At 62.8% G+C, this 25,536-nt stretch carries 23 protein-coding genes, 1 tRNA gene and 1 pseudogene; 18 read left to right on the top strand and 7 right to left on the bottom strand.

Translation table 11 applies throughout. The annotated features are described in order from the left end of the window. Positions 1–78 precede the first annotated feature (78 nt). On the top strand, positions 79–1,005 hold the full coding sequence (locus AC5ZGW_RS35565; protein WP_130227643.1) for a helix-turn-helix domain-containing protein: 927 nt from the start codon (positions 79–81) through the stop codon (positions 1,003–1,005). Between the two features lie 23 nt (positions 1,006–1,028). Here AC5ZGW_RS35565 and AC5ZGW_RS35560 read toward each other — a convergent pair whose 3' ends face one another. Then, the gene (locus AC5ZGW_RS35560) at positions 1,029–1,661 is read right to left on the bottom strand and encodes a hydrolase (protein WP_130227644.1); all 633 of its coding nucleotides are present in this window, start codon (positions 1,659–1,661) and stop codon (positions 1,029–1,031) included. Between the two features lie 475 nt (positions 1,662–2,136). Here AC5ZGW_RS35560 and AC5ZGW_RS35555 point away from each other — a divergent pair, with 475 nt between their 5' ends. The 7 genes and pseudogenes from AC5ZGW_RS35555 (at position 2,137) to AC5ZGW_RS35525 (ending at position 8,500) form a co-directional block, all read left to right on the top strand. Further along, complete coding sequence (locus AC5ZGW_RS35555) at positions 2,137–2,787, top strand: hydrolase (protein ID WP_130227645.1); 651 nt, start codon at positions 2,137–2,139, stop codon at positions 2,785–2,787. Between the two features lie 30 nt (positions 2,788–2,817). Continuing rightward, entirely contained in the window at positions 2,818–3,108 is a 291-nt protein-coding gene (locus tag AC5ZGW_RS35550; RefSeq protein WP_130227646.1) for a XapX domain-containing protein, read from the top strand. Then, a complete protein-coding gene (locus AC5ZGW_RS35545; protein WP_130227647.1) occupies positions 3,105–4,991 on the top strand; it encodes an amidohydrolase in 1,887 nt (628 codons plus the stop codon). Before AC5ZGW_RS35550 ends, AC5ZGW_RS35545 begins: the two co-directional genes overlap by 4 nt. Before the next feature lies 1 nt (position 4,992). Next, a pseudogene (locus AC5ZGW_RS35540) lies at positions 4,993–5,435 on the top strand (DoxX family protein). 20 nt (positions 5,436–5,455) lie between these two features. Further along, entirely contained in the window at positions 5,456–6,382 is a 927-nt protein-coding gene (locus tag AC5ZGW_RS35535; RefSeq protein ID WP_130227648.1) for a VOC family protein, read from the top strand. 14 nt (positions 6,383–6,396) lie between these two features. Beyond that, positions 6,397–7,818: an alginate export family protein gene (locus tag AC5ZGW_RS35530; RefSeq protein ID WP_130227649.1), complete on the top strand. Its 1,422-nt coding sequence runs from the start codon at positions 6,397–6,399 to the stop codon at positions 7,816–7,818. A gap of 1 nt (position 7,819) precedes the next feature. Beyond that, positions 7,820–8,500: a YoaK family protein gene (locus AC5ZGW_RS35525; RefSeq protein ID WP_130227650.1), complete on the top strand. Its 681-nt coding sequence runs from the start codon at positions 7,820–7,822 to the stop codon at positions 8,498–8,500. A gap of 52 nt (positions 8,501–8,552) precedes the next feature. On the opposite strand, the gene AC5ZGW_RS35520 is transcribed toward AC5ZGW_RS35525, so the two are convergent. Beyond that, positions 8,553–9,491, bottom strand: coding sequence for a ring-cleaving dioxygenase (locus AC5ZGW_RS35520; protein WP_130227651.1), 939 nt, complete (start codon positions 9,489–9,491; stop codon positions 8,553–8,555). Between the two features lie 125 nt (positions 9,492–9,616). Between AC5ZGW_RS35520 and AC5ZGW_RS35515 the strand changes: the two genes are divergently transcribed. Continuing rightward, positions 9,617–10,531: a LysR family transcriptional regulator gene (locus AC5ZGW_RS35515; RefSeq protein WP_165435349.1), complete on the top strand. Its 915-nt coding sequence runs from the start codon at positions 9,617–9,619 to the stop codon at positions 10,529–10,531. On the opposite strand, the gene AC5ZGW_RS35510 is transcribed toward AC5ZGW_RS35515, so the two are convergent. The 3 genes from AC5ZGW_RS35510 to AC5ZGW_RS35500 are packed head-to-tail and all read right to left on the bottom strand — an operon-like array spanning position 10,528 to position 14,090. Beyond that, on the bottom strand, positions 10,528–11,652 hold the full coding sequence (locus AC5ZGW_RS35510) for an alkene reductase (protein ID WP_130227652.1): 1,125 nt from the start codon (positions 11,650–11,652) through the stop codon (positions 10,528–10,530). The genes AC5ZGW_RS35515 and AC5ZGW_RS35510 overlap by 4 nt on opposite strands. Before the next feature lie 40 nt (positions 11,653–11,692). Next, a complete protein-coding gene (locus AC5ZGW_RS35505) occupies positions 11,693–12,841 on the bottom strand; it encodes an FAD binding domain-containing protein (RefSeq protein ID WP_130227653.1) in 1,149 nt (382 codons plus the stop codon). 40 nt (positions 12,842–12,881) lie between these two features. Continuing rightward, on the bottom strand, positions 12,882–14,090 hold the full coding sequence (locus tag AC5ZGW_RS35500) for an MFS transporter (RefSeq protein ID WP_130227654.1): 1,209 nt from the start codon (positions 14,088–14,090) through the stop codon (positions 12,882–12,884). A gap of 384 nt (positions 14,091–14,474) precedes the next feature. Between AC5ZGW_RS35500 and AC5ZGW_RS35495 the strand changes: the two genes are divergently transcribed. The 3 genes from AC5ZGW_RS35495 to AC5ZGW_RS35485 are packed head-to-tail and all read left to right on the top strand — an operon-like array spanning position 14,475 to position 18,534. Then, positions 14,475–15,779 carry a c-type cytochrome gene (locus AC5ZGW_RS35495; RefSeq protein WP_130227655.1) on the top strand — a complete coding sequence of 435 codons (1,305 nt, stop codon included), beginning with the start codon at positions 14,475–14,477 and terminating at the stop codon, positions 15,777–15,779. Between the two features lie 41 nt (positions 15,780–15,820). After that, complete coding sequence (locus AC5ZGW_RS35490; RefSeq protein ID WP_130227656.1) at positions 15,821–16,309, top strand: (2Fe-2S)-binding protein; 489 nt, start codon at positions 15,821–15,823, stop codon at positions 16,307–16,309. Next, complete coding sequence (locus AC5ZGW_RS35485; protein ID WP_130227657.1) at positions 16,306–18,534, top strand: xanthine dehydrogenase family protein molybdopterin-binding subunit; 2,229 nt, start codon at positions 16,306–16,308, stop codon at positions 18,532–18,534. Before AC5ZGW_RS35490 ends, AC5ZGW_RS35485 begins: the two co-directional genes overlap by 4 nt. A gap of 107 nt (positions 18,535–18,641) precedes the next feature. Here the strand turns inward: AC5ZGW_RS35485 and AC5ZGW_RS35480 are convergent, their stop codons facing one another. Continuing rightward, positions 18,642–19,352 carry a TetR/AcrR family transcriptional regulator gene (locus tag AC5ZGW_RS35480; protein ID WP_245474856.1) on the bottom strand — a complete coding sequence of 237 codons (711 nt, stop codon included), beginning with the start codon at positions 19,350–19,352 and terminating at the stop codon, positions 18,642–18,644. Between the two features lie 165 nt (positions 19,353–19,517). Here AC5ZGW_RS35480 and AC5ZGW_RS35475 point away from each other — a divergent pair, with 165 nt between their 5' ends. The 5 genes from AC5ZGW_RS35475 to AC5ZGW_RS35455 all read left to right on the top strand — a co-directional run bounded on the left by AC5ZGW_RS35475 (position 19,518) and on the right by AC5ZGW_RS35455 (position 24,682). After that, the gene (locus AC5ZGW_RS35475) at positions 19,518–20,768 is read left to right on the top strand and encodes an FAD binding domain-containing protein (protein WP_130227658.1); all 1,251 of its coding nucleotides are present in this window, start codon (positions 19,518–19,520) and stop codon (positions 20,766–20,768) included. Between the two features lie 31 nt (positions 20,769–20,799). Further along, positions 20,800–21,099: a DUF485 domain-containing protein gene (locus AC5ZGW_RS35470; protein ID WP_130227659.1), complete on the top strand. Its 300-nt coding sequence runs from the start codon at positions 20,800–20,802 to the stop codon at positions 21,097–21,099. Beyond that, a complete protein-coding gene (gene actP, locus AC5ZGW_RS35465; RefSeq protein ID WP_130227660.1) occupies positions 21,096–22,754 on the top strand; it encodes a cation/acetate symporter ActP in 1,659 nt (552 codons plus the stop codon). Before AC5ZGW_RS35470 ends, actP begins: the two co-directional genes overlap by 4 nt. Before the next feature lie 48 nt (positions 22,755–22,802). Next, positions 22,803–23,252, top strand: a complete 450-nt coding sequence (locus AC5ZGW_RS35460) for a cupin domain-containing protein (RefSeq protein WP_463327082.1) — start codon at positions 22,803–22,805, stop codon at positions 23,250–23,252. A gap of 437 nt (positions 23,253–23,689) precedes the next feature. Beyond that, positions 23,690–24,682, top strand: a complete 993-nt coding sequence (locus AC5ZGW_RS35455; RefSeq protein WP_245474857.1) for a helix-turn-helix domain-containing protein — start codon at positions 23,690–23,692, stop codon at positions 24,680–24,682. 125 nt (positions 24,683–24,807) lie between these two features. Here the strand turns inward: AC5ZGW_RS35455 and AC5ZGW_RS35450 are convergent. Then, positions 24,808–24,904: transfer RNA gene (locus AC5ZGW_RS35450), tRNA-Met, on the bottom strand. 402 nt (positions 24,905–25,306) lie between these two features. On the opposite strand from AC5ZGW_RS35450, the gene AC5ZGW_RS35445 reads away from it, so the two are divergent. Further along, positions 25,307–25,536 (top strand): hypothetical protein (locus tag AC5ZGW_RS35445; RefSeq protein ID WP_496114034.1); only part of this gene is annotated, 230 nt, incomplete at its 3' end.

The raw sequence follows: 25,536 nt of genomic DNA, 5'->3' as shown, positions 1-25,536 counted from the left end.
TGTTCGACGGACGCGCACTGGAATGTGGTTCGTCCTTCTCGATAGCGTGTTCGGTGGCGGATGGCTTTGGACGTTCCAATGAAGGAAGAGTCTGATAGCAGGTCTGGCGGCTTCTATGGTCGTCGCCTGAGTCAGCACCTCGGTATGGAAGGCGACTGCCTGCTACGCGTCCACCGCGAGGGACAGTTGACGCTCGCGATGACCCGACTGACCTGCTCCCACTTCGTTCGGGAACGAACGGCGGCCATCCCTTCCGAACCAGCCTTCAGCATCCTGCACCAGCTCGGCGACCTCGAAAGGCATTCCTGCTGGCTCGCCGGTAAGGCTAGGTATTCAGGGGCCTTCGGCGCCGGCACCGTCAGCGTCATCAATCTGATGGACAATCCCCAATGCGAATTCAGGGGGCCGTTCGACGCCGTCCAATACTACGTTCCGCGGCGCGCCCTTGACGAATTCGCCCAAGAGCATGGAGCCAAGCCGATCGCGACGCTCAAATGGAGCAGAGATCAGCGCGATCCCTACCTCTCGACCTTGTCCAGCGTGCTACTCAGCGCGGTCGAGCAGGATTCGGAGACCAATCAGCTCTTCCTGGATCAGATCGGTTTGAGCCTGCTCGCTCATTTTGCGCAGACCTATGGTGGCATGCGCCCGCGGGATAGTGCGGTCGGCGGAGGTCTTGCGCCGTGGCAGGAGCGCCGCGCTAAGGAGATCATGCGGACGCGACTTGCTACCAGCCTGACGATCGCCGACGTCGCCGCGGAATGCAAATTGACGCCCAGCCACTTCGCAAGATCGTTCCGGCGCAGCACGGGTGTCGCTCCGCACGAATTCCTCTTACAACTCCGGATCGATGAGGCCAAACGTCTCATGCTGAGCACGAAGCTTCCGCTCGCCGACATCGCGCTCATCTGCGGCTTCGGAGACCAAAGCTACTTCACCAGGGTGTTCTCCCGCAGCGTGGGCGCAAGCCCCGGAGCCTGGCGGCGGGCCCGGACCGAGGGCTAACTAAATCCTGGCGCGCTTGCGTCTCAAGCGGGATGGATCATGTCGCGGGCGTAGGCCAGGCCGATCCCGTATCCACCCGCATGGGATTCGACGATGGCGCGAGCGCCGTCGTAGGTTTCGTGCCGCGTCCAGTCACGCTGCATCTCCAGAAGTACTTGGATCCACGACGTGAGGCGGGCGCCGGCGGCCTCCATTCGGCCGAGTGCCAGGTCGTGGCTCGCCGTCGTGAGCCCTCCGCAGGCGTCGCCGACGACGTAGACCTCTAAGCCGGCCGACAATGCCGACAACACGGCGAAGCTCACGCATGCCTCGGTGAGCAGGCCCGAGACGATCAAACGGTTTCGACCGGTGGCAAGCACGGCTTCGCGTGCCTTGTCGTCTTCCCACACGTTCATGCTGCGCCGGTCGATCGGCTCGATGCCGGGCAGTGATGACTTAATGGCCGGCATCAGCGGCCCGCTGTACACCTTCGTCGCGGAGGTCGAAGCGACGACCGGCAGGCCGAACACTGTCGCGGTCTTTGCCAGCGCGATGACATTGTTCATGAGGACCTGCCGGTCGATCGAACCAACTCCGAACGCCAGGCCGGCCTGTTGGTCGACCAGGAGCAGGGCGCAGTCCTTTGGTTCGAGCAGATGAAGTGGATTCGGCGGCATCTGGTTTCTCCGACTAAGCTTTCAGCAATGCGAGGAGGTCCTCATTGACCGGGTCGGCTGCCTCGTCGTCGTTGCGTGAGGAGCGTCCGAATAGGTCTTCAACCCCGGTCCTTGCAGTAAAAGCTGGGTATCACCTCGCAATTTCAGCAATGCCATCGATCACTCCCGTGACGAGGCGATGAGGGCTGCTACGTCGTCTTCAGATCGCCCTCGGTCCTCCTGCACGCAAAGGTCGCGGATGGAGAACCCTTTGGCTTGGACTATCTGCGCGTCCTTTGGACATGCTGGCGATCTCGGACGAGAGGCTGCTGGACGCGTGTGCGGCGATTGTCGCTCGTGAGCAGATCATCGGGCCGGAGTCCAAGCCGCGACGAAATCGTCCAAGCGCCGGGCGGCGTTCAAGGTTCACATGCGGCCGCTTGCACCCATCCGCTTTCGTTTGATCGGTCACGTCGATCACAAGGAGACCTTCTCGATGTCGAAGCTCGAAATGCTCACCCCGGAAAATAGCGCCATCGCACTGATCGACTACCAGCCGGCAATGTTTCAAGGCGTTCAGTCGCATGACCGGTTGGTCACGATCAACAACGTCCAGATTCTTGCAAAGGCTGCCAAGCTCTTCAAGATTCCGACCGTTATTTCGACCGTCGCTAGAGACTCCTTCTCCGGCCCCTTCATTCCGGAGGTGACCTCGCTGTTCCCAGACCACGACATCATCGATCGAACGTCCATGAATTCGTGGCTCGATGCCAATTTCCGAAAGGCTGTGGCCGCCACCGGTCGCAAGAAATTCGTGTTGGCGGGCCTTTGGACTGAAGCGTGTGTGCTCTTCCCGACGCTGGACATGCTGAAGGAAGGATACGAGGTCTACATTCCCGCGGACGCGTGCGGCGATCTCTCGCTCGAAGCACACAACCGAGCCATGGAACGTGCGATCCAAGCAGGCGCGGTTCCCACCACCTCTTCGCAGTACGCCTACGAACTCCAGCAGGACTGGGCGCGCAGCGAGACTTACGAAGGCATGATGGACATCCAGCGTGCACATTCGCCGTACGGAATTCAGATACGGTTCTCAAAGTGGGCGCTCGGAGAGCACGCGTCCGAGGGCGGCACGAAGGTAGCCTGACGTCGGCCCCGTCCCATCGAGAGTGGTGCGATGAAGATCTATCTCCTGTCACTCGGCGCCGGCCTTTTGGTCGGCGTCGTCTACAGCCTCCTCAACGTGCGTTCGCCGGCCCCGCCGCTGGTGGCCCTGGTCGGTCTTCTCGGCATCCTGGCCGGTGAACAGATCGTTCCCGTCGCCCGGCAACTGATGTCCGGACACGGGCTCGCATCCGCGTGGCAACAGGCCAAGTGCGCTCCGCACATGTTCGGGATGCTGCCCGGACGTCAAAGCGATCAATCGAAGAGCGCCGCTTCGCTAGAAGATCCGGAGAAACATTCATGAGCACGGCACCGGACGTCATCCTGCATCGCGGTCTGTTCACGACGCTCGACCGCTCGAATCCGACGGCTTCAGCCGTCGCCATCGCGGATGGCCGGTTCGTCGCCGTCGGACGCGATCATGAGGTGATGAAGCTCGCAGGTCCCGCCACGAAGGTGGTCGATCTCAAGGGGCATCGCGTGCTGCCTGGTCTGATCGACAACCACCTCCATATCATCCGCGGCGGTCTGAACTTCAACATGGAGCTTCGATGGGACGGCGTGCGTTCGCTCGCGGATGCGATGGGCATGTTGAAGCGGCAGGTCGCCGTCACGCCGCCGCCGCAATGGGTGAGGGTGGTCGGGGGATTCACCGAACATCAGTTCGCGGAGAAGCGGCTTCCGACGATCGACGAGCTCAATGCTGTCGCCCCCGACACGCCGGTCTTCCTGCTGCATCTCTACGACCGGGCCATCCTCAACGGAGCCGCGCTGCGGGCCGTCGGTTATACGAAAGATACGCCTGAACCGCCGGGCGGCGAGATTACGCGCGACGCGAAGGGCAATCCCACGGGACTGCTGCTGGCCAAGCCGAACGCCAACATCCTCTACGCGACGCTCGCCAAGGGCCCCAAGCTGCCCTTCGACTACCAGGTCAACTCGACCCGTCACTTCATGCGGGAATTGAACCGGCTGGGTGTCACCGGGGCCATCGATGCCGGCGGTGGATTCCAGAACTATCCGGAGGACTACGCGGTCATCCAGAAGCTGGGCCAGGAAGGTTTCCTGACGATCCGGCTCGCCTACAATCTCTTCACGCAGAAGCCGAAGGGCGAGAAGGAGGATTTCCTCACCTGGACGAAGTCCTCGAAATACAAGCAGGGCGACGACTACTTCCGGCACAACGGCGCCGGCGAAATGCTGGTGTTCTCGGCGGCCGATTTCGAGGATTTCAGGGTCGCGCGTCCAGACATGCCCCCGGAGATGGAGGGGGAGCTCGAGGAGGTCGTTCGTGTCCTGGTGCAGAACAAATGGCCGTGGCGGCTCCATGCGACCTACGACGAGACGATCTCGCGGGCGCTGGACGTGTTCGAGCGGGTGAACCAGGACTTGCCTCTGGATGGGCTGCACTGGTTCTTCGATCATGCCGAGACGATCTCGGACCAGTCGATCGACCGCATCGCGGCGCTCGGAGGCGGCATCGCCGTGCAGCACCGGATGGCCTATCAGGGCGAATACTTCGTCGAAAGATACGGGGCGGGAGCCGCCGAAGCCACGCCGCCGGTCAAGAAGATCATCGACAAGGGCGTCAAGGTCTCGGCCGGTACCGACGCGACGCGCGTGGCTTCCTATAACCCCTGGGTCTCGCTGTCCTGGCTGGTCACTGGCCGCACCGTCGGCGGATTGCGGATCACACCGCAGCGCAATTGCCTCGATCGCGAGACGGCGCTGCGGATGTGGACCGAAAACGTGACGTGGTTCTCGAACGAGGAGGGCAACAAGGGCCGCATTCAGGTGGGCCAACTCGCCGACCTGATCGTGCCGGACCGCGACTATTTCTCCTGCAGCGAGGCCGAGATCGCGGATACGACGTCGCTGCTGACCATGGTCGGCGGGAGGATCGTGTTCGGAGCGGGCGACTTCTCCAAGCTTGAGAGCGTCTCGCCGCCACCCGCGATGCCGGACTGGTCGCCCGTCCGACGCTTCGGCGGCTATGCCGCCTGGGCGGACGACAAGACAAAGGCGAAGGAAAGCAGCCTCGCCATGAAGGCCATGCAGATGTGCGGCTGCGCCAACTCCTGCGGCGTGCACGGACACGATCACGCCGCAGCCTGGTCGAGCCGTCTTCCGGTTTCCGACTTGAGGAGCTTCTGGGGCGCCCTCGGGTGCGCATGCTGGGCCGTCTGACATGGCGTCCGGAGATTCGCCGAACTGGGTTTCCGCGATCCTGCGCTGGCCGTTGCTGTGGCATGCGGCCAGGCTGGCGCTGGTCTCGGCCTACCTGCTCGGCGGCATGACCAAACTGCTCGACTTCGCGGGCGCGGTGGCGGAGCAGGAACACTTCGGCCTGCATCCGGGCTTGCTGTGGGCGGCGGCCGCCATCGTGATCGAACTCGGCGGTTCTCTGCTCGTCGTCGTGAATCGTTTCGTGTGGCTCGGCACAGGCGGGCTCGGTGTTCTGACGTTCGTCGCGATGCTCACCGCCAACGCGTTCTGGACGACGGGGGCCATGAGAGATTCATGGCCACCAACGCCTTCTTCGAACATCTCGGGTTGATCGCGGGTCTCGTCGTCGTATCGATGGCTTCCGACCGGGCCCGCTTCTACTCCAGCCGCGCTGCGCGATCTTAAGCTACCTAAGGAGTCTCTCAATGAAATCGACAAGGATATTCGCTCTGCTGGCGCTTGCCGTCGCGGCGACGACGCCGGTCGTCGCAAAGGATGCAACGAAGTCCAAAGAGGCGGCGATTGCCGTCGCCCCCCAATACGACACGACCCACGTGTACGTGGCGCCCGAGGACGTGGACAAGTTCGTGACGAGCTTCCTCGCGACCTTTGGCGGCAAGAGTACCAAGCAGGTGGTGGCGACGGTCACGCCCACGCCGAGCAGCACCACGTCGCAATTGCTGCAGACGCCTGTGGGCACAGTCTCGCTGTTCGGCTTCAAGACGCCGATCCCATATCCGTTCGGTGCCGAGCGCAACGGCTATCTGGTCACCGACCTGGACGAGGCGATCAAGGCGGCGCGCGCCGCTGGCGCCGATGTGATCGTGTCGACCTTTCCGGACCCCATCGGGCGCGATGCCGTGATCCAGTGGCCGGGCGGCGTCAACCTGCAGCTCTACTGGCACACGACGAAGCCCGACTACCCCGCCTTCGAGCGGATTCCGGAGAATCGCGTGTACGTCTCGCCCGACAGGGCAAGCGCCTTCACGCGGAGCTTCCTGGCGTTCTCCCGCGGCAAGATCGTCTCTGATGATGCGAAGGCGCCGGGCGTCGAGATCGGAAGATCGGATGCGACCTACAGGCGCATCCGCATCGAGTCCGCGTTCGGGAAGATGGTCGTGCTGGTCACCGATGGTCATGTGCCCTATCCCTACGGACGGGAGACGACGGGTTATGAAGTGCCCGACCTCGCTGCCACGCTCGGCAAGGCAAAGGACGCAGGCGCGACGGTACTCGTCGAACCCTATACGTCGGACGGCCGCTCCACGGCGTTCGTCATGTTTCCCGGCGGCTACGTCGCCGAAATGCACTCGCTCGGGCCGAAGAGCGCATCGCGCGCGAATCGCAAGTGAGTTGACGTCCGCCGATGTTGCCTTGGGCCGATCTGCGCAACTTCTGGATCATCCTTGCGCTTGCGACCTTCGTCGCCGGTGTCGACCGCGCGCGTGCGGATGACGGGGACGCCACGCTTCCGAAGCGGCCCGCGATCCAGGCGAACCGCTGGGCAGAGGATTGGTCGGTTCTCGCCGATCCAAGACTGCGCACCGAACCGTTCGACGACCTCAAATACATTCCGCTTTGGGCCACCGATCCGAAGAGTTACATCTCGTTGGGTGTCACGTTGCGCGAGCGTTTCGAGAGCAACAACGCGGCAGGCTTCGGCACCGGCAACACGCCGTCGGACGCCTACCTCCTGCAACGACTGCAGGTCCATGCCGACGTTCATTTCAACGAAAACTGGCGCGCGTTCGTTGAGTTGGAGGACGATCGCGCCTTCGACAAGCTGATTATTTCGCCGGTCGATCAGGACAGACTCGACCTTCGCCTTGCCTTCCTGGAATATGTCGACACGTTCTCGGGCGGAACCCTGAAGGCCCGCGTCGGGCGGCAGGACTTCGCCTTCGACCTGCAGCGTTTCGTATCGTCGCGGGACGGGCCCAACGTCCGGCAGTCCTTCGACGCGCTCTGGGCCGATTGGGAGACTGGGGCTTGGCGGTTCATCGGCTTCGTCAGCCGTCCCATCCAATACTTCGATGTCCGTCCCTTCGACGACACGTCGAACGACAGCTTCCGATTCAGCACGCTGAGGGTCGAACGCAAGGTTCTCGGCGACAAGGAGCTCTCCGGCTACTATTCGCTCTACGAACGGAGCAACGCCAAATATCTGGATGCTTTCGGGGAGGAGCACCGGCACGTCTTCGATGTCCGCTTCGCGGGCAACGCGCAGCACATCGATTGGGACCTCGAGGCGATGGGGCAGGTAGGCCAGGTGGGCACCTCGGACATTCGCGCCTGGGCCGTGGGCGCACGAACGGGATACACGTTCGCAAGCGCGCCATGGCAGCCTCGGCTCGGAATCCAGTTCGACGCCGCCTCCGGAGACCATCGCCCCGGAGACGGAACGGTGGGTACGTTCAATCCGCTCTTTCCGAATGGCTACTACTTCACGCTCGCCGGCTATACGGGGTACGTGAACCTGGTGCACCTCAAACCCTCCATCACCGTCAGTCCGACGAGCCGGCTCAAAGTGATGGGCGCCATCGGCTTGCAGTGGCGCGAGACGACGGCCGACGCCATCTACGTCCAGCCCAATGTGCCGATAGCGGGGACCGCCGGCAAGGGAAGCAATTGGACGGGAGCGTATGGTCAGCTCCGCGTCGACTACGCCTTCAACGACCACCTCACAGGCGCCATCGAAGCGGTGCATTTCGACGTCGGCGACACGATCCTCCGCGCCGGTGGACACACCAGCAACTATCTCGGCGTGCAACTCCAGTACGGTTGGTAAGATGCCACGAAATATACTCCTGCTTCCGCTTTTGATGAGCCTGAATGCCGGTTTCGTCGATACCGCTGGATTTCTCGCGCTGCAGGGATTGTTCACCGCGCACGTCACTGGCAACTTCGTCACCTTCGGAGCGGCCATGGTGCTCGGGACGTCCGGCGGCCTTGCGAAGCTTCTGGCGCTGCCAGTCTTCTGCCTGGTCGTTATCGGCACTCGGGTCTTCAGCTTCCTTCTGCCCGCGATCGGCTTGCCGATCTTTCGCTCGATGCTCACCATCAAGATGCTGCTTCTGGCGGCGGGCGCCGCTTGTGCGGTCAGCTTCGGACCGTTCGTCCAAGGCGATAGCTGGCAGGCGATCTGCACGGGCATGATCCTGGTCGCCGCGATGGCCATTCAGAACGCGGCGCATCGCATCCACATGGGTACGGAGCCTCCGAGCACCTTAATGACAGGCACGACCACCCAGATCATGATCGACGTCGCCGACGTGCTACGGGGCGCGCCGGCCTCGGTGTTGACCGTGGCCAAGCCGCGTCTCGGCAAGATGGCGGCGAGCGTAACCGCCTTCGCGCTGGGGTGCGCAGCCGGCGCATGCCTCTACGCGAAGCTTGGTACCTGGTGTTTCGTCCTGCCTCCGCTGGTCGCTTTGCCAGCCGTGTTCCTGGCGGCCGCCGAGCCGAAGTGACGCCGCGGAGACGGATCGGCGCGACGACGGCGGGTGAGCGGAGAGTTCGCAGTCATGACACCGCTCGTTGAAGTTTGGGCAGGACGTCCTCGATCTCGTGGCGGTGCGGTTCGAGGACGCTCGGCAGTTTCAGATCTCGGCCGAGCGTCGCTACGGGCTCGTCGACCGCGAATCCCGGACTGTCCGTCGCGATCTCGAACAGGACGCCGCCCGGCTCCCGGAAGTAGATCGAGCGGAAATACATGCGGTCTTTCTGCTCGGTGGGATGAAGCCCATGATTGCTGACGAGCTTCTGGGCCATGGCGTCCTGTTCGGCATCGTCCTTCGCGCGGAACGCGATGTGGTGCACGGAGCCGCGGCCCTGGCTACCGCGCAGAAAACCCTTCGCTTCATAGATATCGACTACATTTCCACGCAGGTCGCCGGGCGCTTGGAAGCGCGTCCCGCATCCCTCCCGTGCGGTCTCGCGGAAGCCGAAAACGTCGGTCAGGATCTTTGCGGTCTTGGTCCGATCGTCGAGCAGGAGCGTGACGCCCTGGAAGCCGCGGATCGCATGCTCCGCCGGCACCTCGCCGTTGCTCCATGCAGCTTCGTCCTCGGCGCCGCTCACGCCGACGAGTGCCAGCGCCATGCCGTCCGGATCGGAGAACGCGAGCATGGACGCACCGAAGCGCTTCTCGATCGCCTCGAACTTGATGCCCTTCTCGAGGAAGCGCTCCGTCCAATAGCTCAGCGAGCGCTGGGGCACGCGGAAAGTCGTCTGATGGGTTTCGCCGACACCTCGGCGGCCCGCGGGAGCTCCTTCCCAAGGGAAGAAGGTGAGGATCGAGCCGGGCCGGCCAGTCTCGTCGCCGTAGTAGAAGTGGTAGGTGGCCGGATCGTCGAAATTGACGGTCTTCTTGACCAAGCGCAGGCCGAGATCCCGGGTGTAGAACCCAAAGTTCTTCTGCGGATCGCCTGCGATGGCGGTGATGTGATGGATGCCTGACATCCTGCCCTCCGGTTCGAAAGAGCCGCCTGGGCTCTCGACCGAGATATCGAATGGCTTTGATCTGAGAACAATCCATGCTTTCATGACGCTACTGTCTACGAATTGGCGACAATCAGGGTTGAACGATGGACAAAGTGGCCAGCCTAAAGGCCTTCGTGAAGGTGGTGGAAACCGGCAGTTTCTCGGAGGCGGGCCGCCAGCTGCGCCTGTCCAGATCGGCGATCTCCAAGTACGTCGGCGATCTGGAGGAAGGCCTCGGCGTACAGCTCCTCAATCGCACCACGCGGCATGCGAGCCCGAACGAGAACGGTCAGCTCTATTTCGAACGCGCGCTCGTCATCCTTTCCGAGATCGATGCCGCCGACCAGGCCGTCACGCATTTGCAATCGGCTCCACGGGGACTTCTGCGCATCAATGCCCCGATGTCCTTCGGCACCATAAAGCTCGGTCCAGCGCTCGCCGATTTCATGCTCAAATATCCGGACATGCAGCTCCAGCTCGTGCTGAGCGACGACCTGGTCGATCCCGTCCAGGACGGTTTCGATGTGACCCTTCGCATCGCCGAGCTCGAATCCTCCAGCCTGATCGCGCGGAAGGTCACGCCTGTGCCGAGGGTGGTCTGCGCGTCGCCGGACTATCTCGAGAAGCACGGCATGCCGTCGCATCCGCGGGACCTTCGCGATCACGTCTCCCTGACGTACGGCTTCCTGCTCACCGGCAATCAGTGGAAGCTGACTGGTGCCGACGGAGAGCACTGGATCCAACCCGCCTGGTCCCTGTGCGTAAACAACGCCGAGGTGCTGCGCGACGTCGCCGTCAAGGGTAGGGGCGTGGCGTTGATACCCGAGTTCATCGCCGGTGAGGCGCTGAAGAAGGGTTGGTTGAAGGTGATCCTGAAAGACTTCTGGGCGCCGCCGCTTACGCTCTATGCGATCTATCCGCCGACGCGACACTTGTCGGTCAAGGTCAGGCTCTTCATCGATTTCCTTGTCGAACGCTTCGGGCGCCAAGTCGATGCGCGCGATTCTGGGCTCAACTAGTCTCCCGTGGCGGCTTCTTTCGGAGCCGGCTTGAGGCTCGGATAGTCGAGATATCCGGAATCCGAACCGCCATATATCCCGAATGGTTGCGGTGAGTTGTAGGGGCCGCCGGCTCGAATCCGCGCCGGAAGGTCCGGATTGGCGAGAAAGAGGCGACCGAAAGCAACTGCATCGGCCTCGCCGGAGTTGACGATCCGGGCGGCGCGTTCGGGGGTGATGCCCGCGTTGACGATGAGCGGGCCGCGATAGTGCGCGCGGAATATCGGAAGCATCTTTTCGTAGTCGGGCGCTCCGGTCCAGGCGTTGGTGTCGGCAAGGTGCAGGTATGCAAGCCCGGCAGTCCCCAGCCATCGCGCAAGTGGCCCATAGGTATCCTCCGGTTTCGGGTCCCGCGTGCTGTTGTAATCGGCGAAGGGCGATAGCCGCAGTCCTATCCGCGAACGCGGCATGACATCGGAAATCGCCGACACGATTTCCTGAAGTAATCTGGATCGTCCTTCGACGCTCCCGCCGTAGTCGTCGGTCCGCAGATTGATGGTGGGGGACAAAAACTGGTGGATGAGATAGCCGTTGGCGCCGTGGATCTCGACGCCGTCGAATCCTGCGCGAACAGCGTTGTCGGCTGCGAGCCTGAATTCGTTCACGACGCCTTGAATCTCTCCGAGAGTTATCGCGCGCGACGGCGTAGCGGTGATCCGCACATATGCGCCGTTGGCGAGGAGCGCCCACACCTGCAGCCGATCCAGATCGTCGTTCACGCCCGACGGAGACGGCGGTTGCTTGTCGGACAGCAGGCCACGCGCACTCGCGCGTCCGGCGTGCCAGAGCTGCGCGACAACGCGCCCCCCTTCTTTGTGGATACGACCGACAACCGCTTTCCATCCCTCGGTCTGTTCGTCGGTCCACAGACCGGGCGTCCGGTCGAACGCGAGGGACATCGGTCCCACGTTGACGCCTTCGGTAATGATGAGGCCGGCGCTCGCGCGCGCGGCGTAGTATTTCGACGCCGAGGGATTGATGACGCCCCGCTCGTCGGCGCGCGAGCGCGTCATCGGGGCCATGACTATCCTGTTGGCGAGATCGAGATCGCCCAGGGTCGTCGGATGAAAGAGATCCGCCATATTTCACATTCCTTCGAGTTTCGGATCCTGGTCGATCGGGCTAGTCGGTGCTTCTTTCGCGCGACCAGCGATTTCCCAGCGCAAGACCGTATTGGTAGAGAGCGCTCCCGTATTCGAGCTGCAGCCGCTCGGTGGATTGGAGCGCGACGTCGACGTTCGCGCGCGCCGACTTCAGAGCGCGTGCGAGAACCGAGGCCTCGTAGGCTGCCTTGGCGGTCCCTCCTGCGGTATGGGGCCGCACGACGAACGCTGCATCGCCGGCCAGCAGGATTCGACCGAACAGAGTCTTCGGCACCGTCACGTCGAGGATCGTCTGGAGGAAAGGATCGCGCGTTTCCGAGATTAGTGCGGCCATCTTCGGATGAAGCTCGCGCAAGGCACGCGCCTTCAGCGCGGCAACGGTGCTCTGCGGCGTCGTACCTCGCGGAAGCGAGGATCGATGCCGTACGCCGTTCCTGTCGGTCAGCACGTTCGCGAGGTCGGCGAGGGTGACATGCACATACCAAACCCAGTTGAGGCGCCGCGATCCGGCCGTGACGGCGCCGTCTCTTCCAGGGATGAAATACGCTAGCATGTGGCCGCCGCTGCGGGCCTCGGAGAAGGTGAAGCGGTCGTCGAAGAAGGACAGAAGATCGGGAGGCACGTCGCGTTCATCCAGCGTGCCCCTCCAGGCAACGTAGCCGGCATATCCCGCCTCGACGTCGGGAAGCATTGCTCGCCTCGTTGCGGAGCCCGAACCGTCGGCGGCTACGAACAGATCGCTTTCGACCACGGTGCCGTCGCCGAGGGTCGCCGAGACCTTGGAGCCGGTCTGGATCACGGTCATCACCTCGGAGCCCGCGCGATAGCATTCATCCGGAACGGCGGCCCGCAGCGCTGCGTGGATGGCTTCCCAGGAGGTGAATTCCTGCGGCATCTCCTGCAGGACGCCGTCTCCGCCGTTGTGATCGAGATATCGCCTCCCGCGGCAGGACGTGAAGGGGAGTGGGCGTACGCCATTTTCCGCGAAAAATCGGGTCAGTTCGCGTTGGACAACGATCCCGGCTCCTCGGGCCATCATCGGGCCGGGCACGCGTTCATGAACCCTTATGGTCGCGCCGAGCCTTCGAAGCGCAATGGCGTTGCAAAGCCCGGCAATCGACCCGCCGCTGAGCGTAACCGTGAAGTCATGATCGGCATGCCAACTCATCCGCCACTCCCGATTTGCAGCTTCGAATGGGTCCGTCACGTCAGTGACGCGATGCCTTGCCGGGTCGGAACGAAAGCGTCGGTAGCTGCAGGAGCAGCCCCGCTGTCGCAAGCGCTGCCCCGTAGCCGCAGACGCCGAGCCAGGACAGATGCGCGTATGCCCAACTTGCCCCGAGTGATCCGAGCGAACCGCCGATGAACATTGCCGTCATGAACACGGTGTTCAGCCTGCTCCGTGCTTCCGGACGGAGCGCGAAGATCAGGTGCTGATTTGAAACGAGCGCCGCGTTCACGCCCACGTCGAGCAAGATGACCCCTACGATCAATCCCGCGATGACGTCCCAGCCGGCGAAGACAACCCAGGAGGAAAGTGATACGGCCGCCGCGATCGCAACGACCAAATGAGGGCCCCGCTTGTCGGCCACCCGACCTGCGAGAGGCGCAGCGAGGATACCCGACGCGCCGATGACGCCGAACAGGCCGGCGATTTCCGGTCCGAGTCCGAAGGCGGGTTCCTGAAGGTGCAGGGACAGCACGGTCCAGAAGGCGATGAATGAGGCGAAGAGCATCGCTTGCGTTGCCGCCGCCAGTCGAAGCGCCGGTTCCTCGACGAGCAGGTGAATGAGCGAACGCAGCGCGGCAGGGTATCCGATGCTTTGCGTCGCATGGTGACGCGGCAGGATCAAACGGACCAGTGCGGCGGCGCCGAGCGCCAACGGGACGCCGAGCCAGAACATCTCGCGCCATCCAAAATGCGATCCGACGAACCCGGCTATCGTGCGGCTGAGGAGAATGCCGCCGAGGATTCCGCTCACCACCGTTCCGACCGCGGCGCCCCTTGTGCGGTCATCAGCAAGCGTCGCAGCGAAGGGAACGATCTGTTGGGCCACGGTGGCCGCCACGCCCAGCACGAGCGACGCCGCGATCAACGCGAGCGAGGACGGCGCGACGGCGGCGAATGCGAGAGCCGCCGCAAGGACGACGAATTGTACGGCGATGAGACGCCGTCTCTCGACAAGGTCACCCAAGGGAACCAGCAAGAGGAGACCAACCGCGTAACCGAATTGTGTGGCTGTGGGTATGAGACCGATTGTCGAGGAATTCGGGTAGTTCGCCTCGATCAGGCCGAGCAGAGGCTGGTTGTAGTAGATGTTTGCGACCGCGATCCCGGCACAAACCGCCATGGCGAACGTGCGCGCGCGGGTGAGTTCGGGGACCTGTTGGTCCGTCGCAATCGTTGACGTCGACATGGCGGCAAATCCTCGTTTCGTCGGCACGCAGTCTCGGTTCCGGGCGGCTGACACTTGACCTCGATCACGATCGGCAGTTAATTATCAACCGATAAATAACAAGGGATCGTCAAAGATGGATGGCTCCTATGTGCCGATGGCTGAGTCGGTACGTGGCCGCAATGGTCTTGGCGATAGCCGCCCTGTCCGCGCGCTCGCTTTTCAGGCGGAAGAGTGTTCGTTCGATCCTTACGCTGCGGACGCGCGAGCGTATTGGATTCCGTGCGCACGCTTTGGATTGGCTCGTCGAGCCGCGATCGGGACATTGTGCAAGTCCCGCATGAAACTGAAAAGATGGCGCGAGTACCGGCCTGATATCGCGATCGCATCTCGGAGGGGAGGGCGATGAATCTCAGGTCCGTTCTGCTTGCACTGCTTGCCATTGGAGTGATCGGCGGGGCGGCGTCACTTTTTTGTGCTTTGGAATCGCCAATTCCGCCCGTCGACGCGCGGTCGCTAGGCGCGCCGGATCGTGCAGCGGTGCGCCGTGGAGCCAGTCTTGCTCTCCTTGGAGACTGTGCCACATGTCATACCGCACCCGGCGGACTCCCATACGCCGGAGGGCTTGCGATGCCGACGCCCTTCGGAACGATCTACTCCACCAATATCACACCCGATCCGGAGACGGGCATCGGGCGCTGGTCGGAGCAGGCCTTCATTCGTGCTTTGCGGTCCGGCGTGGATCGTGAAGGTCGCCACCTCTACCCGGCTTTTCCGTACGACCATTTCACGCGCGTATCGGACGACGACGCGAAGGCGTTGTACGCCTTCTTCATGTCGATCGATCCGGTCAAATCATCGGCGCCGCCCAACGAGCTTCCGTTTCCTCTCAACGTTCGTCTGACGCTGGCCGGCTGGAAGCTTCTCTTCCTTCGTCGGGCGCGTTTCGTCGCGGACCCATCGAAGGATGAGAGGTGGAACAGGGGAAAGTATCTGGTCGACGGACTCGGCCACTGCGGCGCCTGTCATTCCCCTCGAAATCTCCTCGGCGCGGAAAAGACATCGGCCGGTTTCGCAGGAGGCGAAGCCGAAGGTTGGCGCGCATATGCGCTCGGTCGAAGCTCGCGATCGCCGGTCGCGTGGGACGAAGCCGCCCTCGCGGACTATCTCGCGCGTGGCTGGCACCCTCTGCATGGGACCGCTCAGGGGCCGATGGCGAATGTGGCCAACAACCTCTCCCAGGTCGACCCCGCAGACGTAGAGGCAATGGCCCATTATCTTGCCTCTCTCGGCAAAGGCGAGGGGCGGAATGATGTGGAGAAGGCTCCTTCTGGTCCGGGACGCTTGCCGCAGGCCGCCGGGGCTCAGGCGGCAACACCCCCCATCCCATCGGAGCCGGGCGGTGCGATCTATGCCGCCGTCTGCGCGTCGTGCCACGATGCCGACCGCCCCTTGCCTCTAGGCGGCTCGAGACTCGATCTCTCCACTGCGGTTACGGACGAGGTGCCCACCAACCTGCTCAATCTGGTGCTGCGGGGAATACCCGCGGCTGCCGGCGCTTCTGCACGTCCTATCATGCCCGGCTTCGGCGACGTCCTTGACGACCGGCAGATCTCCGATCTTGCCAACTATTTGCGTACCCGGTTTGCCGGAAAGCGGCCGTGGGACGCGCTGGCGAAAGCGGTCGCGGAAACAAGAGGCGGCCCATGAGCCGGACCGAACGAGGACTCAAGGAGGCTCGGTAAAGCAACATGACAACTTTGATCGTCAACGGCGAGCGCCGATCCATCGAGGCGAGCCCTGACACTCCGCTGCTCTACGTTCTCAGGGACGAACTCGGTCTGAACGGCGCGAAATACGGTTGCGGGCTCGGGCAATGCGGCGCCTGCACGGTCATCGTCGATGGCAAGGCCGTCTTCTCCTGTGTAACGCCGGTGATGGTGTTGGAGGGACGGACGGTCACCACGCTGGAAGGAATCGGGAGCCGGGACGCGCCTGGCCCGATGCAGCGTGCCTTCATCGCCGAGCAGGCCGCGCAATGCGGCTACTGTATTCCCGGCATGATGATGCGTGCTCAGGCGTTGCTGAATCGCGATCCGCACGCCACCGATGCGACGATCAGAGCCGAGCTGCAGCCTCATCTTTGTCGATGCGGCACGCACATGCGAATCTTGGGTGCGATCCGGCGCGCCGCAGAAGAGATGCGGCCGAAGACGGCCGACGCGAGGACGGGACGATGACGCATGCTGTCTCTCGGCGCAGCGTCTTGGCCGGCGCCGGTGCGCTCATCGTCGCCTTCCGGATTTCCGGCGCGTATGCACAGACCGAAACCGGTACGGGTGGAGGACCCTCGAAGCACGGTCTGCCGGGAAGCCTCGACGAGAACCCGAGAATTGACGCCTGGATTCGCATCAACGCGTCGGGCGCCGCGACGATCCTCACCGGAAAGGCCGAACTCGGACAGGGCATCAAGACCGCGCTTCTTCAGGTCGCGGCAGAGGAGCTCAAGTTACCGCTCGATCGGCTTTCGCTGGTCACGGCTGACACCGCTCGGACACCCGATGAAGGCTACACGGCCGCCAGCCACTCGATGCAGGACTCCGGCACCGCGATACGGAATGCGGCGGCGCAAGCGCGCGAACTGCTCCGGGACGAAGCGGCCCGCAGACTCGGCGTAGCCGCCAGCTCGCTGCAGGTACGCGACGGCGAGGTGTTTGGTGCTGACGGCGTGCGGGTTGGTTACGGCGAATTGGTGAGCGATCAACTGCTGTCGGTCGACGCTAAGCCGACCTCGCGCTTGACCTCGCCGGCAGACTTCACCGTGATGGACCGACCCGTGCCAAGGGTCGATATTCCGGCCAAAGTGACGGGTGGAGCAGCCTACGTCCAGGATCTGCGTCCCGAAGGGATGCTGCACGGTCGCGTTGTTCGCCCGCCGAGTTACGGCGCCACGTTGCGGGACTGCGATGTCGCGCGGGTCGAGCGAATGAGCGGCATCGTCAAGGTCGTGCGGGACGGCAATTTCCTCGGCGTCATCGCGGACCGCGAGTGGACCGCAGTGCAGGGAATGCGAACTCTCGCGGCCACGACGAATTGGATCGAACGGCAGGAGCTGCCGGACGAGGCGGATTTGCCGGCCGCGCTGATGAAATTGCCTTCGCGCGACACCACGATTCACGACACGGGAAATCCCGGCGGGCCGGGAATCCTGGTCGAGGGGACCTTCAGCAGACCTTATCTTACGCATGGATCGATCGGGCCGTCCTGCGCGCTTGCGCAGTTCGAGGACGGAAAGCTCACGATTTGGACCCATACCCAGGGCGTGTTTTTCCTTCGCAACGCGATCGCCGGCATGCTGCGGATGCCTACCGAGAACGTGCGCTGCATCCATGCGGAGGGCGCCGGCTGCTATGGCCACAACGGTGCCGACGACGTCGCGGCCGACGCGGCGATGCTGGCTCTGGCAGCACCCGGTCGGCCGGTCAGGGTCCAACTGATGCGTGAACAGGAGCACGCGTGGGATCCGTTCGGGCCCCGCATGGTGGTCAAGCTGAAGGCGACGGTCGGCGCGGACGGCGCAATTGCTGATTGGCACCACGAAGTGTGGAGCCAGTCGCACATGATGCGACCCGGGCCGCCGGGCACGCTGATCGCGGCCCGACTGAAGTCGGACGCTTTCCCGCCCGCGCCACCCGTAGCCCTTGCGCAGCCCGAAGGTGGCGGTGACAGGAACGCAATCCCGCTCTACGCGATCGCGAACTGCAAGGTGATCAGCCACTTCCTGCCCGACATGCCCTTGCGCGGCTCTTCGATGCGCTCCTTGGGTGGTTATCTAAACGTCCTCTCGATCGAAAGCGTCCTCGACGAATTGGCGGTTCGTTCACGTCAGGATCCCGTGGCGTTTCGGCTTCGGCACATTGAAGATCCACGCGCGCGCGATGTCATCGAGAAAGCGGCCTCGCGTTTTGGGTGGACCGCACGGGCTAAGTCCTCGGAAGGCACCGGGTTCGGGTTCGGCTTTGCGCGCTACAAGAATCTTGAGGCCTGGTGCGCGGTGGCCGTCGAGATCGAGCTTTCCCGGCTAAACGGTGTCATTCGTGTCCGTCGCATCGTGGCGGCGGTGGACACGGGGCAGATCGTGAACCCGGATGGCGTCCGCAATCAAATCGAGGGCGGCATCCTGCAGGCGATGAGCTGGACGCTGTTCGAGCGGGTGACGTTCGACCGCACCCGCGTCACGTCGGTGGACTGGTCGGCCTATCCGATTATGCGGTTCGATCGCGTCCCCGAGTCGGTCGAAGTCCATCTGGTGGATCGGCCGGGCGACGCCTTCTATGGCGTCGCCGAGGCTGCGCAAGGGCCGACGGGAGCAGCCCTTGCCAACGCAATCAGGGATGCGACAGGCGTCCGGTTCCACGATCTTCCCATTACGTCGGCGCGCATAAAAAGAGCGATAGGGCCGTGATCGGCTAGAGCGTTTTCGAGCGAAGTGGACACCGGTTCGCGTGAAGAAAACGCGTCAAAACAAGAATCTAGAGCTTCGGTTCTGATTCAATCAGAACCGAAAATGCTCTAGCCCTTTTCCTTCGCCGGCAGAACGGAGCGGACGCCGCCGAGGAACGTCGCCACCTTCGCATCAATGATCGAATTGACGTCCGTTTCGAGCGGCATCGAATAGATGAACTGGCGTACTCCGAGATAGAAGATCGCCGCATGAAGCCCCCACACCATCTCGATTTCGAGAACGGTAACCGGGAGTTCGCGGGTGGAGGGCCGTCCGTATTCGAGCCTGATCTCCTCGATCACCTTTTCGAACGCGCGTTCGCGCAGCATTCTGAGATAGCGGGCGTTCAATCCTAGGTCCTTCAGGCCCGCGAACATGAACAGGCGGATCCACTCATAGGTGAGAATGACCTCGGCGTACTCGCGATAGAACTGGATCAGCCTGGTCTTAAGGGGGACCGAACGATCGGTGATGATTTTCTCCCACGACGGCTTCCAGCGCTCGACGAAAACCTCCTGATAGACCCGCTCGATGAGGGCTTCCTTGCTCGGAAAATAGCGATAGAGCAGGGGCTGGGTGATACGCAGGCGCCTCGCGAGTTCGCGGGTCTGTCCTTCGAATCCGTGCTCGGCGAAGAACGAGACCGCTTCTCGCGTGATAATGGCCTCCCGCTCGGACGGGTCCAGCCTCTGCTGCTCTCGGATAGGCGTTCTCGGACGCGCTCTGTTCGGCTTCTTCACACCTGATTCGTGGGCTTGAGTGCGGTTCTGCAACTTCATACACCGATTTCCCGTCCTGTCCGATCCCGCCAGCCGGTTCGTCACTTTTTGTTTATCGATCGATAAATAGTCATTGACTCAAGTCAATGCCGCCTGGATAATTAATCAAACGATAAATAGCGGCCCGACAACTCCCGTCCGACCGCACCGCAAGGGAGGCTGCTCATGACGAACGATGGCTGGACGGGCAAAACGCGGCCGAAGGCACTGGTGATCGGCGGATCCATGGCCGGACTGTTCGCGGCATTGCTGCTGCGCAGGGAAGGTTGGAAGGTCGACGTGTACGAACGTATCGGCGCCGAACTGGCAGGCCGAGGCGCGGGAATCGTCACTCATCGCGAGTTGTTCGAGGTATTGGGGAGAGCTGGCATCGACACGGAAGCGGCCGCAGTCGGGGTCGCCGTCCCGGGGCGGCGCGTGCTCGATGGCCGCGGCCACGTCGAGGGCGAGCTCAAGTTGCGTCAGGTCCTCACCTCGTGGGGGCACCTCTATGGGCTTCTGAGGGCAGCCTTTCCGGCGGAGAACTACCATCACGGCAAGAACCTTGTGGACATCGCGGAGATCGACGACCGCGTGGTGGCGCGCTTCTCCGACGGCTCCCAGGCTTCGGGAGATCTGCTGATCGGCGCGGACGGCATTTTTTCGTGCGTCAGGGCGCAGCTGGCTGCGGATGTCCGTCCCAGATACGCCGGCTACGTCGCGTGGCGCGGTCTCGTCGAGGAACGAAAGCTATCCCGGCGGACCCGTGCGGAGTTGTGCGACTGGTTTGCCTTCAGCCTTCCTCCCGGGGAGCAGATGCTCGGCTATCCCGTTGCCGGCGTCAACGAAGAGATGGATGTCGGCGAACGGCGCTTCAATTTCGTTTGGTACCGTCCGGCCGACTCCGGCCATGGGTTGGCCGATCTCCTGACTGATATCGACGGCGTCCGGCACGACCTGTCGATTCCGCCGATCCGGATACGCCCCGACGTGATCGCCGCGATGCGTCGGGACGCGGAGCGACTGCTTGCGCCGCAGTTCGCCGAGGTCGTCCGCCTCACGCATCAGCCGTTCATACAGGCCATCCTGGATCTCGAGACGTCGCGAATGGTCCTCGGTCCCCGAACGGTGATCCTGGGCGACGCCGCTTTCGTAGCCAGACCGCATGTCGGAATGGGAGTGACGAAAGCTGCGGGAGATGCGGCCGCTCTGGTCGACGTATTGCGGGCCCATCCGCGCGATCTGGCCGCCGCGCTCGCGAAATTCGAGTCGACCCGGCTTCCGTTCGGAGCCGCGGTCGTGCGCCGCGCCCGCGATCTCGGCGCCTACATGCAGGCGCAGATTGCCACTGCCGAAGAACGGGCGATGGCGGAACGCCACCGCAGCCCCGAGGCGGTGATGGCGGAGACCGCCGTCACGACGGGAATCGCTGCGTGACCGAATTCAAAAAGGAGGAGGGGACCAACCAATGGACCTGCAAGCCATTCAGAACAATCCCGCTTTCAGACAGCTCGCGAGCGAGCGCACGCGCCTCGGCGTCGGTATGTCGATCGTCATGGCGGTCGCGTACTTCGCCTACATCCTGACCGTCGCATTCTGGCCCCGCTTACTCGGGCATCCGCTGTGGAACGGCACCGTGATGACCTGGGGCGTGCTGATCGGCGTCGGTTTGATCGGCTTCGGATTCCTGCTCACGGCCCTCTATGTCCGGCGGGCGAATTCCCGTTTCGATCGGCTCAGTCAGCTCCTGTTGGAGGATTTTCGATGATTGCGCGCTCGGGCTACGCAGCCTTTACCGCAACCGCAGTCGCACTTGCTTCCGATCCTGCGGCGGCGGACGCGCTGACTTCCGCGGTCGGCGCTCGGCAATCGCTGAACGCGACGGCGATTGTCATGTTCCTCGGTTTCGTCGCGGTCAGTCTCGCCATCACATTATGGGCGGCGAGACGGGGCACGAACACGGCAAAGGATTTCTATGCCGCCGGCGCCGGTCTCAAGGGCGTCCAGAACGGGCTCGCAATCGCCGGCGATTACACCTCGGCCGCGACGTTCCTGGGTGTCACGGCGCTGGTCTACACGTCGGGCTACGACGGCATGATCTACGCGATCGGCTTTCTCGTCGGCTTCCCGATGATCCTGTTCCTGATTGCTGAGCCGCTGCGCAACCTCGGCCGCTATACGTTCGCCGACGTCGCGGCGTATCGGCTGTCTGAGGTGCCGGTGAGGGCGGTTGCCGGCGTCAACACCCTGGTTATCGTGGTCTTCTATCTGATCGCGCAGTTGGTCGGGGCTGGAAAGCTCATCCAGCTCTTGTTCGGACTTCCTTACATCTACGCGGTCGGCATCGTGGGCGTACTGATGATGGTCTACGTGACTGTCGGAGGCATGCTGGCGACGACATGGGTGCAGATCATCAAGGCCGTGCTTTTGATGTCGGGCTCGGTATTGATGTCGGTTCTGATTCTCGGACATTTCGGCTTCAGTCTGGAGGCTCTCTTCCGGGAAGCCGTCGCCTTGCATCCGAAGGCCGACGCGATCATGGCGCCCGGCGGTCTCGTCAAGGATCCGGTGTCGGCGATCTCTCTCGGATTGGCCCTGATCTTCGGCACGGCCGGGCTGCCGCACATCCTCATGCGCTTCTTCACCGTCAGCGACGGCCGCGAGGCTCGCACGTCGGTGCTGGTTGCGACGGGATTCATCTCCATCTTCTACAGTCTGCTGTTCGTGCTCGGCTTCGGCGCCATCGCGATCGTTTCGGCGAATCCCCAGTTTCGGGATGAGTCGGGCGGGCTGCTCGGGGGCGTCAACATGGTGGCCCTGCATCTGGCGGATGCCGTCGGCGGGTCGCTGCTGCTCGGGTTCATCTCCGCGGTGGCATTCGCGACCATTCTCGCCGTCGTGTCGGGGCTGACGCTCGCGGGCGCTTCGGCGGCCAGTCACGATCTTTACGCGCGCGTGATCCGCAGAGGTCGTGCGAGCGAACAGGAGGAGGTCCTTGTCTCGAAGGCCGCTGCGGTCGCGATCAGCGTGCTTTCGATGGGCCTGGGCGTCCTGTTCGAGAACCAGAACATCGCATTCATGGTCGGACTGGTGTTCGCGATCGCTGCGAGCGCGAACTTCCCGGTCATACTGCTCTCGATCGTCTGGCCCGACCTCACGACGCGGGGAGCAGTGAGCGGATCGCTCGCCGGCTTGTTGGCATCCGTCGGGCTGGTCGCTCTCAGCCCGGGCGTATGGACCGCCACCTTTAAGCTCGGGCCCGCGCCGTTTCCTTACGACAATCCGGCCCTCGTCTCGGTTCCGCTGGCCTTCGCCGTGTCCTGGGCGGTATCGGTGCTGGATCGCAGTGCGGCGGCTGCCTCGGTCCGCGCATCGTTCGGCGCGCAACATGTTCGCGCGCAGACCGGCCTGGCGGTCGAATGATGCTTCTCGGAGAACCCAACTCAAGGAGAAACCCGAATGAACGCTAATGTGGCCGAACAGGGCCGGGCCGCTTGGCCCGACTCCATTCGCAAGGAGTTCGACGCCAATCAGTTCAATGGACGGGTCGGCACTCGGCTGTTGTCGGAAACGGACCGCGTGCGCGTCTGGGAAATCCGGCTTGCTCCAGGCGAGCGCATTGGATTCCATCGCCACGTGCTGGATTACTTTTGGACTGCCGTGACGCCGGGGCGGGCGCAATCGCACGCCGAGGATGGGACGATCGTCGAAGCCATTTATTCTGCAGGCGAAACGCGTCACTTCGTCTACGGAAAGGGCGAATACAAGATCCACGATCTCGAAAACGTCGGAGATTCCGATTTGTGGTTCACCACGGTTGAGTTTCTCGACAGCGCCAGTGCGCCTCTGGAGCTTGGCCATGATCGCCAGAGCGAAACCTCTTCCGAACGGGACGGCTCTCGGTCGACGCTTGAGCTGTAGCCGAGACCTGTGATCTGGCTGCATAAGAACGGAGCCATCGGAAGCCAGGATCGTTGCGACGGCGCGTCCGGCGAGAGGCGGGCTGATACGATCTCGCAAGCCCTGAACGCTCTTTTGTCGGGCGCGGCTACTGGAGGGCGATGGAGCGCGATCCGTCCCGACCTTTCCTAAAGCCGGGACATGTGCTCGATCGAGTCAAGATCGCAGCCGGATTCCAGAGTGATGACGACAGCAAGCTGCGATGGGCGCTTGCCGAGAGTAGAGCCGGCGAGTCGGGCTTCCGAGCGATCAGATTGGACAAATCGCCATCACCTTGTCCAATACCGGGTGCTCGCAGCGCGCTAACGTTCCATTGGCTTTTCAGGATGGCATGCCGCGAATGAAGGTTCGTGCTGGCATTGGGGTCTTTGAACGCCAGGTGCGCTGGAGCTTCGAGCGTGGATATTCGGCCGAGTCGTACAGCAACAGTTCTGACGTCCGCACCCGACACGGGGGCGGTCTTCGACGCCCCCTGCCTCGACACCCTGGAAATCGTGCTTATCGAATCCGAGAATGGCAGGATCCTTCGCAAGCTGCAGCGCTCGAAATTCACGGACCGCTTTGCGCAAAACGGCATTGTGTTGTCCCTTGTGCATCTCGACCTTGCCCTCGCCGTTAAGACCGGAGGTCAGGACGGGGAGCAGGCTGCGAAGGGCACTCGCTGCCTGAGGCTTGCCGCCAAGCGCCGCGCACGTAAATGCCTGAATGCTGAGGCGGCGCCTGTCGTCGAAAGACTCGACGACCCCGTGATCCGACGCCTGTTTGACGCGCTCGCGGTAACGGAAACCGGGCGCGCTTCGCACGCTGCCCTCTGCGCCGACGCCCTGCGCCTCGCCATCCTGGCGCGGCAGTTTACCGGTCGGGCCGATCTTCGGCGAACGGGGACGCTGTCTACCGAGGGCCGCAGGAGCCGCAGCGTGAGGTCGCTGCAGAAATGGCGCCTCAAGCGCGTCGTCGAGTACGTTGACGAGTGTTTGGAGGAGAAAATCTCGCTACAGGATCTTGCGACGGTCGCCGGTCTGAGCCGGATGCATTTCGCCGCACAGTTCCGTGCCGCAACAGGCATGCGCCCTCACGAGTACTTGCTGAAGCGTCGGATCGAACGCGCCGAGGTATTGCTCAAGCAGGGCGATATATCACTCGTGGACGTGGCTTTTGCGGTCGGCTTTCAGAGCCAGGCCCACTTCACGACGGTGTTCAAGCGCTTCGCCGGCGACACGCCTTTTCAGTGGCGGAGTGCACATCTCGCTGTTCCTGTGGAAAAAGGTCCAGAACAATCTGCCAAAGGCGAACGCTTGGAAAACACAAAATTTCAGATTGCTACCATGAGATCTGGAGTTCGCCGCACCACAACTCGACGCGCTCTTAAGACGCAATCGACTCGTTCTTAACGTGCAAGCACACCTACAGCATTGGCGCCTCTTCCTTGAGGTCTGACGACGCTCGGGAGGGGCACGGAGTCAGATCTTGCGAATCCGACTCAGGTCTGTTGCGAACCGATAGCTGCTGAAATCACTGGTGGGCCCGGCAGGACTCGAACCTGCAACCAGACCGTTATGAGCGGCAGACTATCGATCGGGTTCGTTGCTTTTGCTGCAGTTTCGTTCGAGCTCGATCGCGCTCGATGCGGTTCGTTCAGGCCGTTTCTGGTGCGAAACTGGTGCGGTTACCCGGTTCGTGCGACGCTCGCGGCAGCGAGTTGCACCTTCGATTACATGGTCGATGCCACGACTTTCCACACCGACCTCCGATCTGAACATCAAAGGACGCAAGCGACGCTGATCGGTCCGCGACGCAGAAGAGATGGGTGGATCGTGTTAGGGGAGCGCGGTCATAGCTTCGCCGCACGCAGCCGCGCCAGCGAAGAAGTCTAGGACTGTGTCGACCCGATCTGCGTCGCGCAAATTCCCCATGCACAGCAAATGGCCAATTTAGCTGAATCATCGGCATGCCGGTGTGTGTACCGAAAACCTTATCCGAGTTGATGAGGTGACGGAATCGCCTAAGCTGGAAGAATGATCGGGCTACTCTGTTTTATTTTGGCGGTCTTGGCTTCGCCATTCAAGTCGAAGTTGCGGCTTGAAGCGGAGAACGCGGCGCTCCGACATCAATTGATTGCCTTAAGGCGTAAGCTGCATGGTCGCGTCCGGCTCAGCAACGATGATCGTTGGTTCTTCATTCAGCTGTATCGCTGGTTTCCATCGATCTTGCAGGTCCTCACGATCATCCGGCCCGAGACGCTCGT

This window comes from Bradyrhizobium sp. Crot121 (genome assembly GCF_059512385.1).
This window is presented reverse-complemented; position numbering and strand designations above follow the sequence as displayed.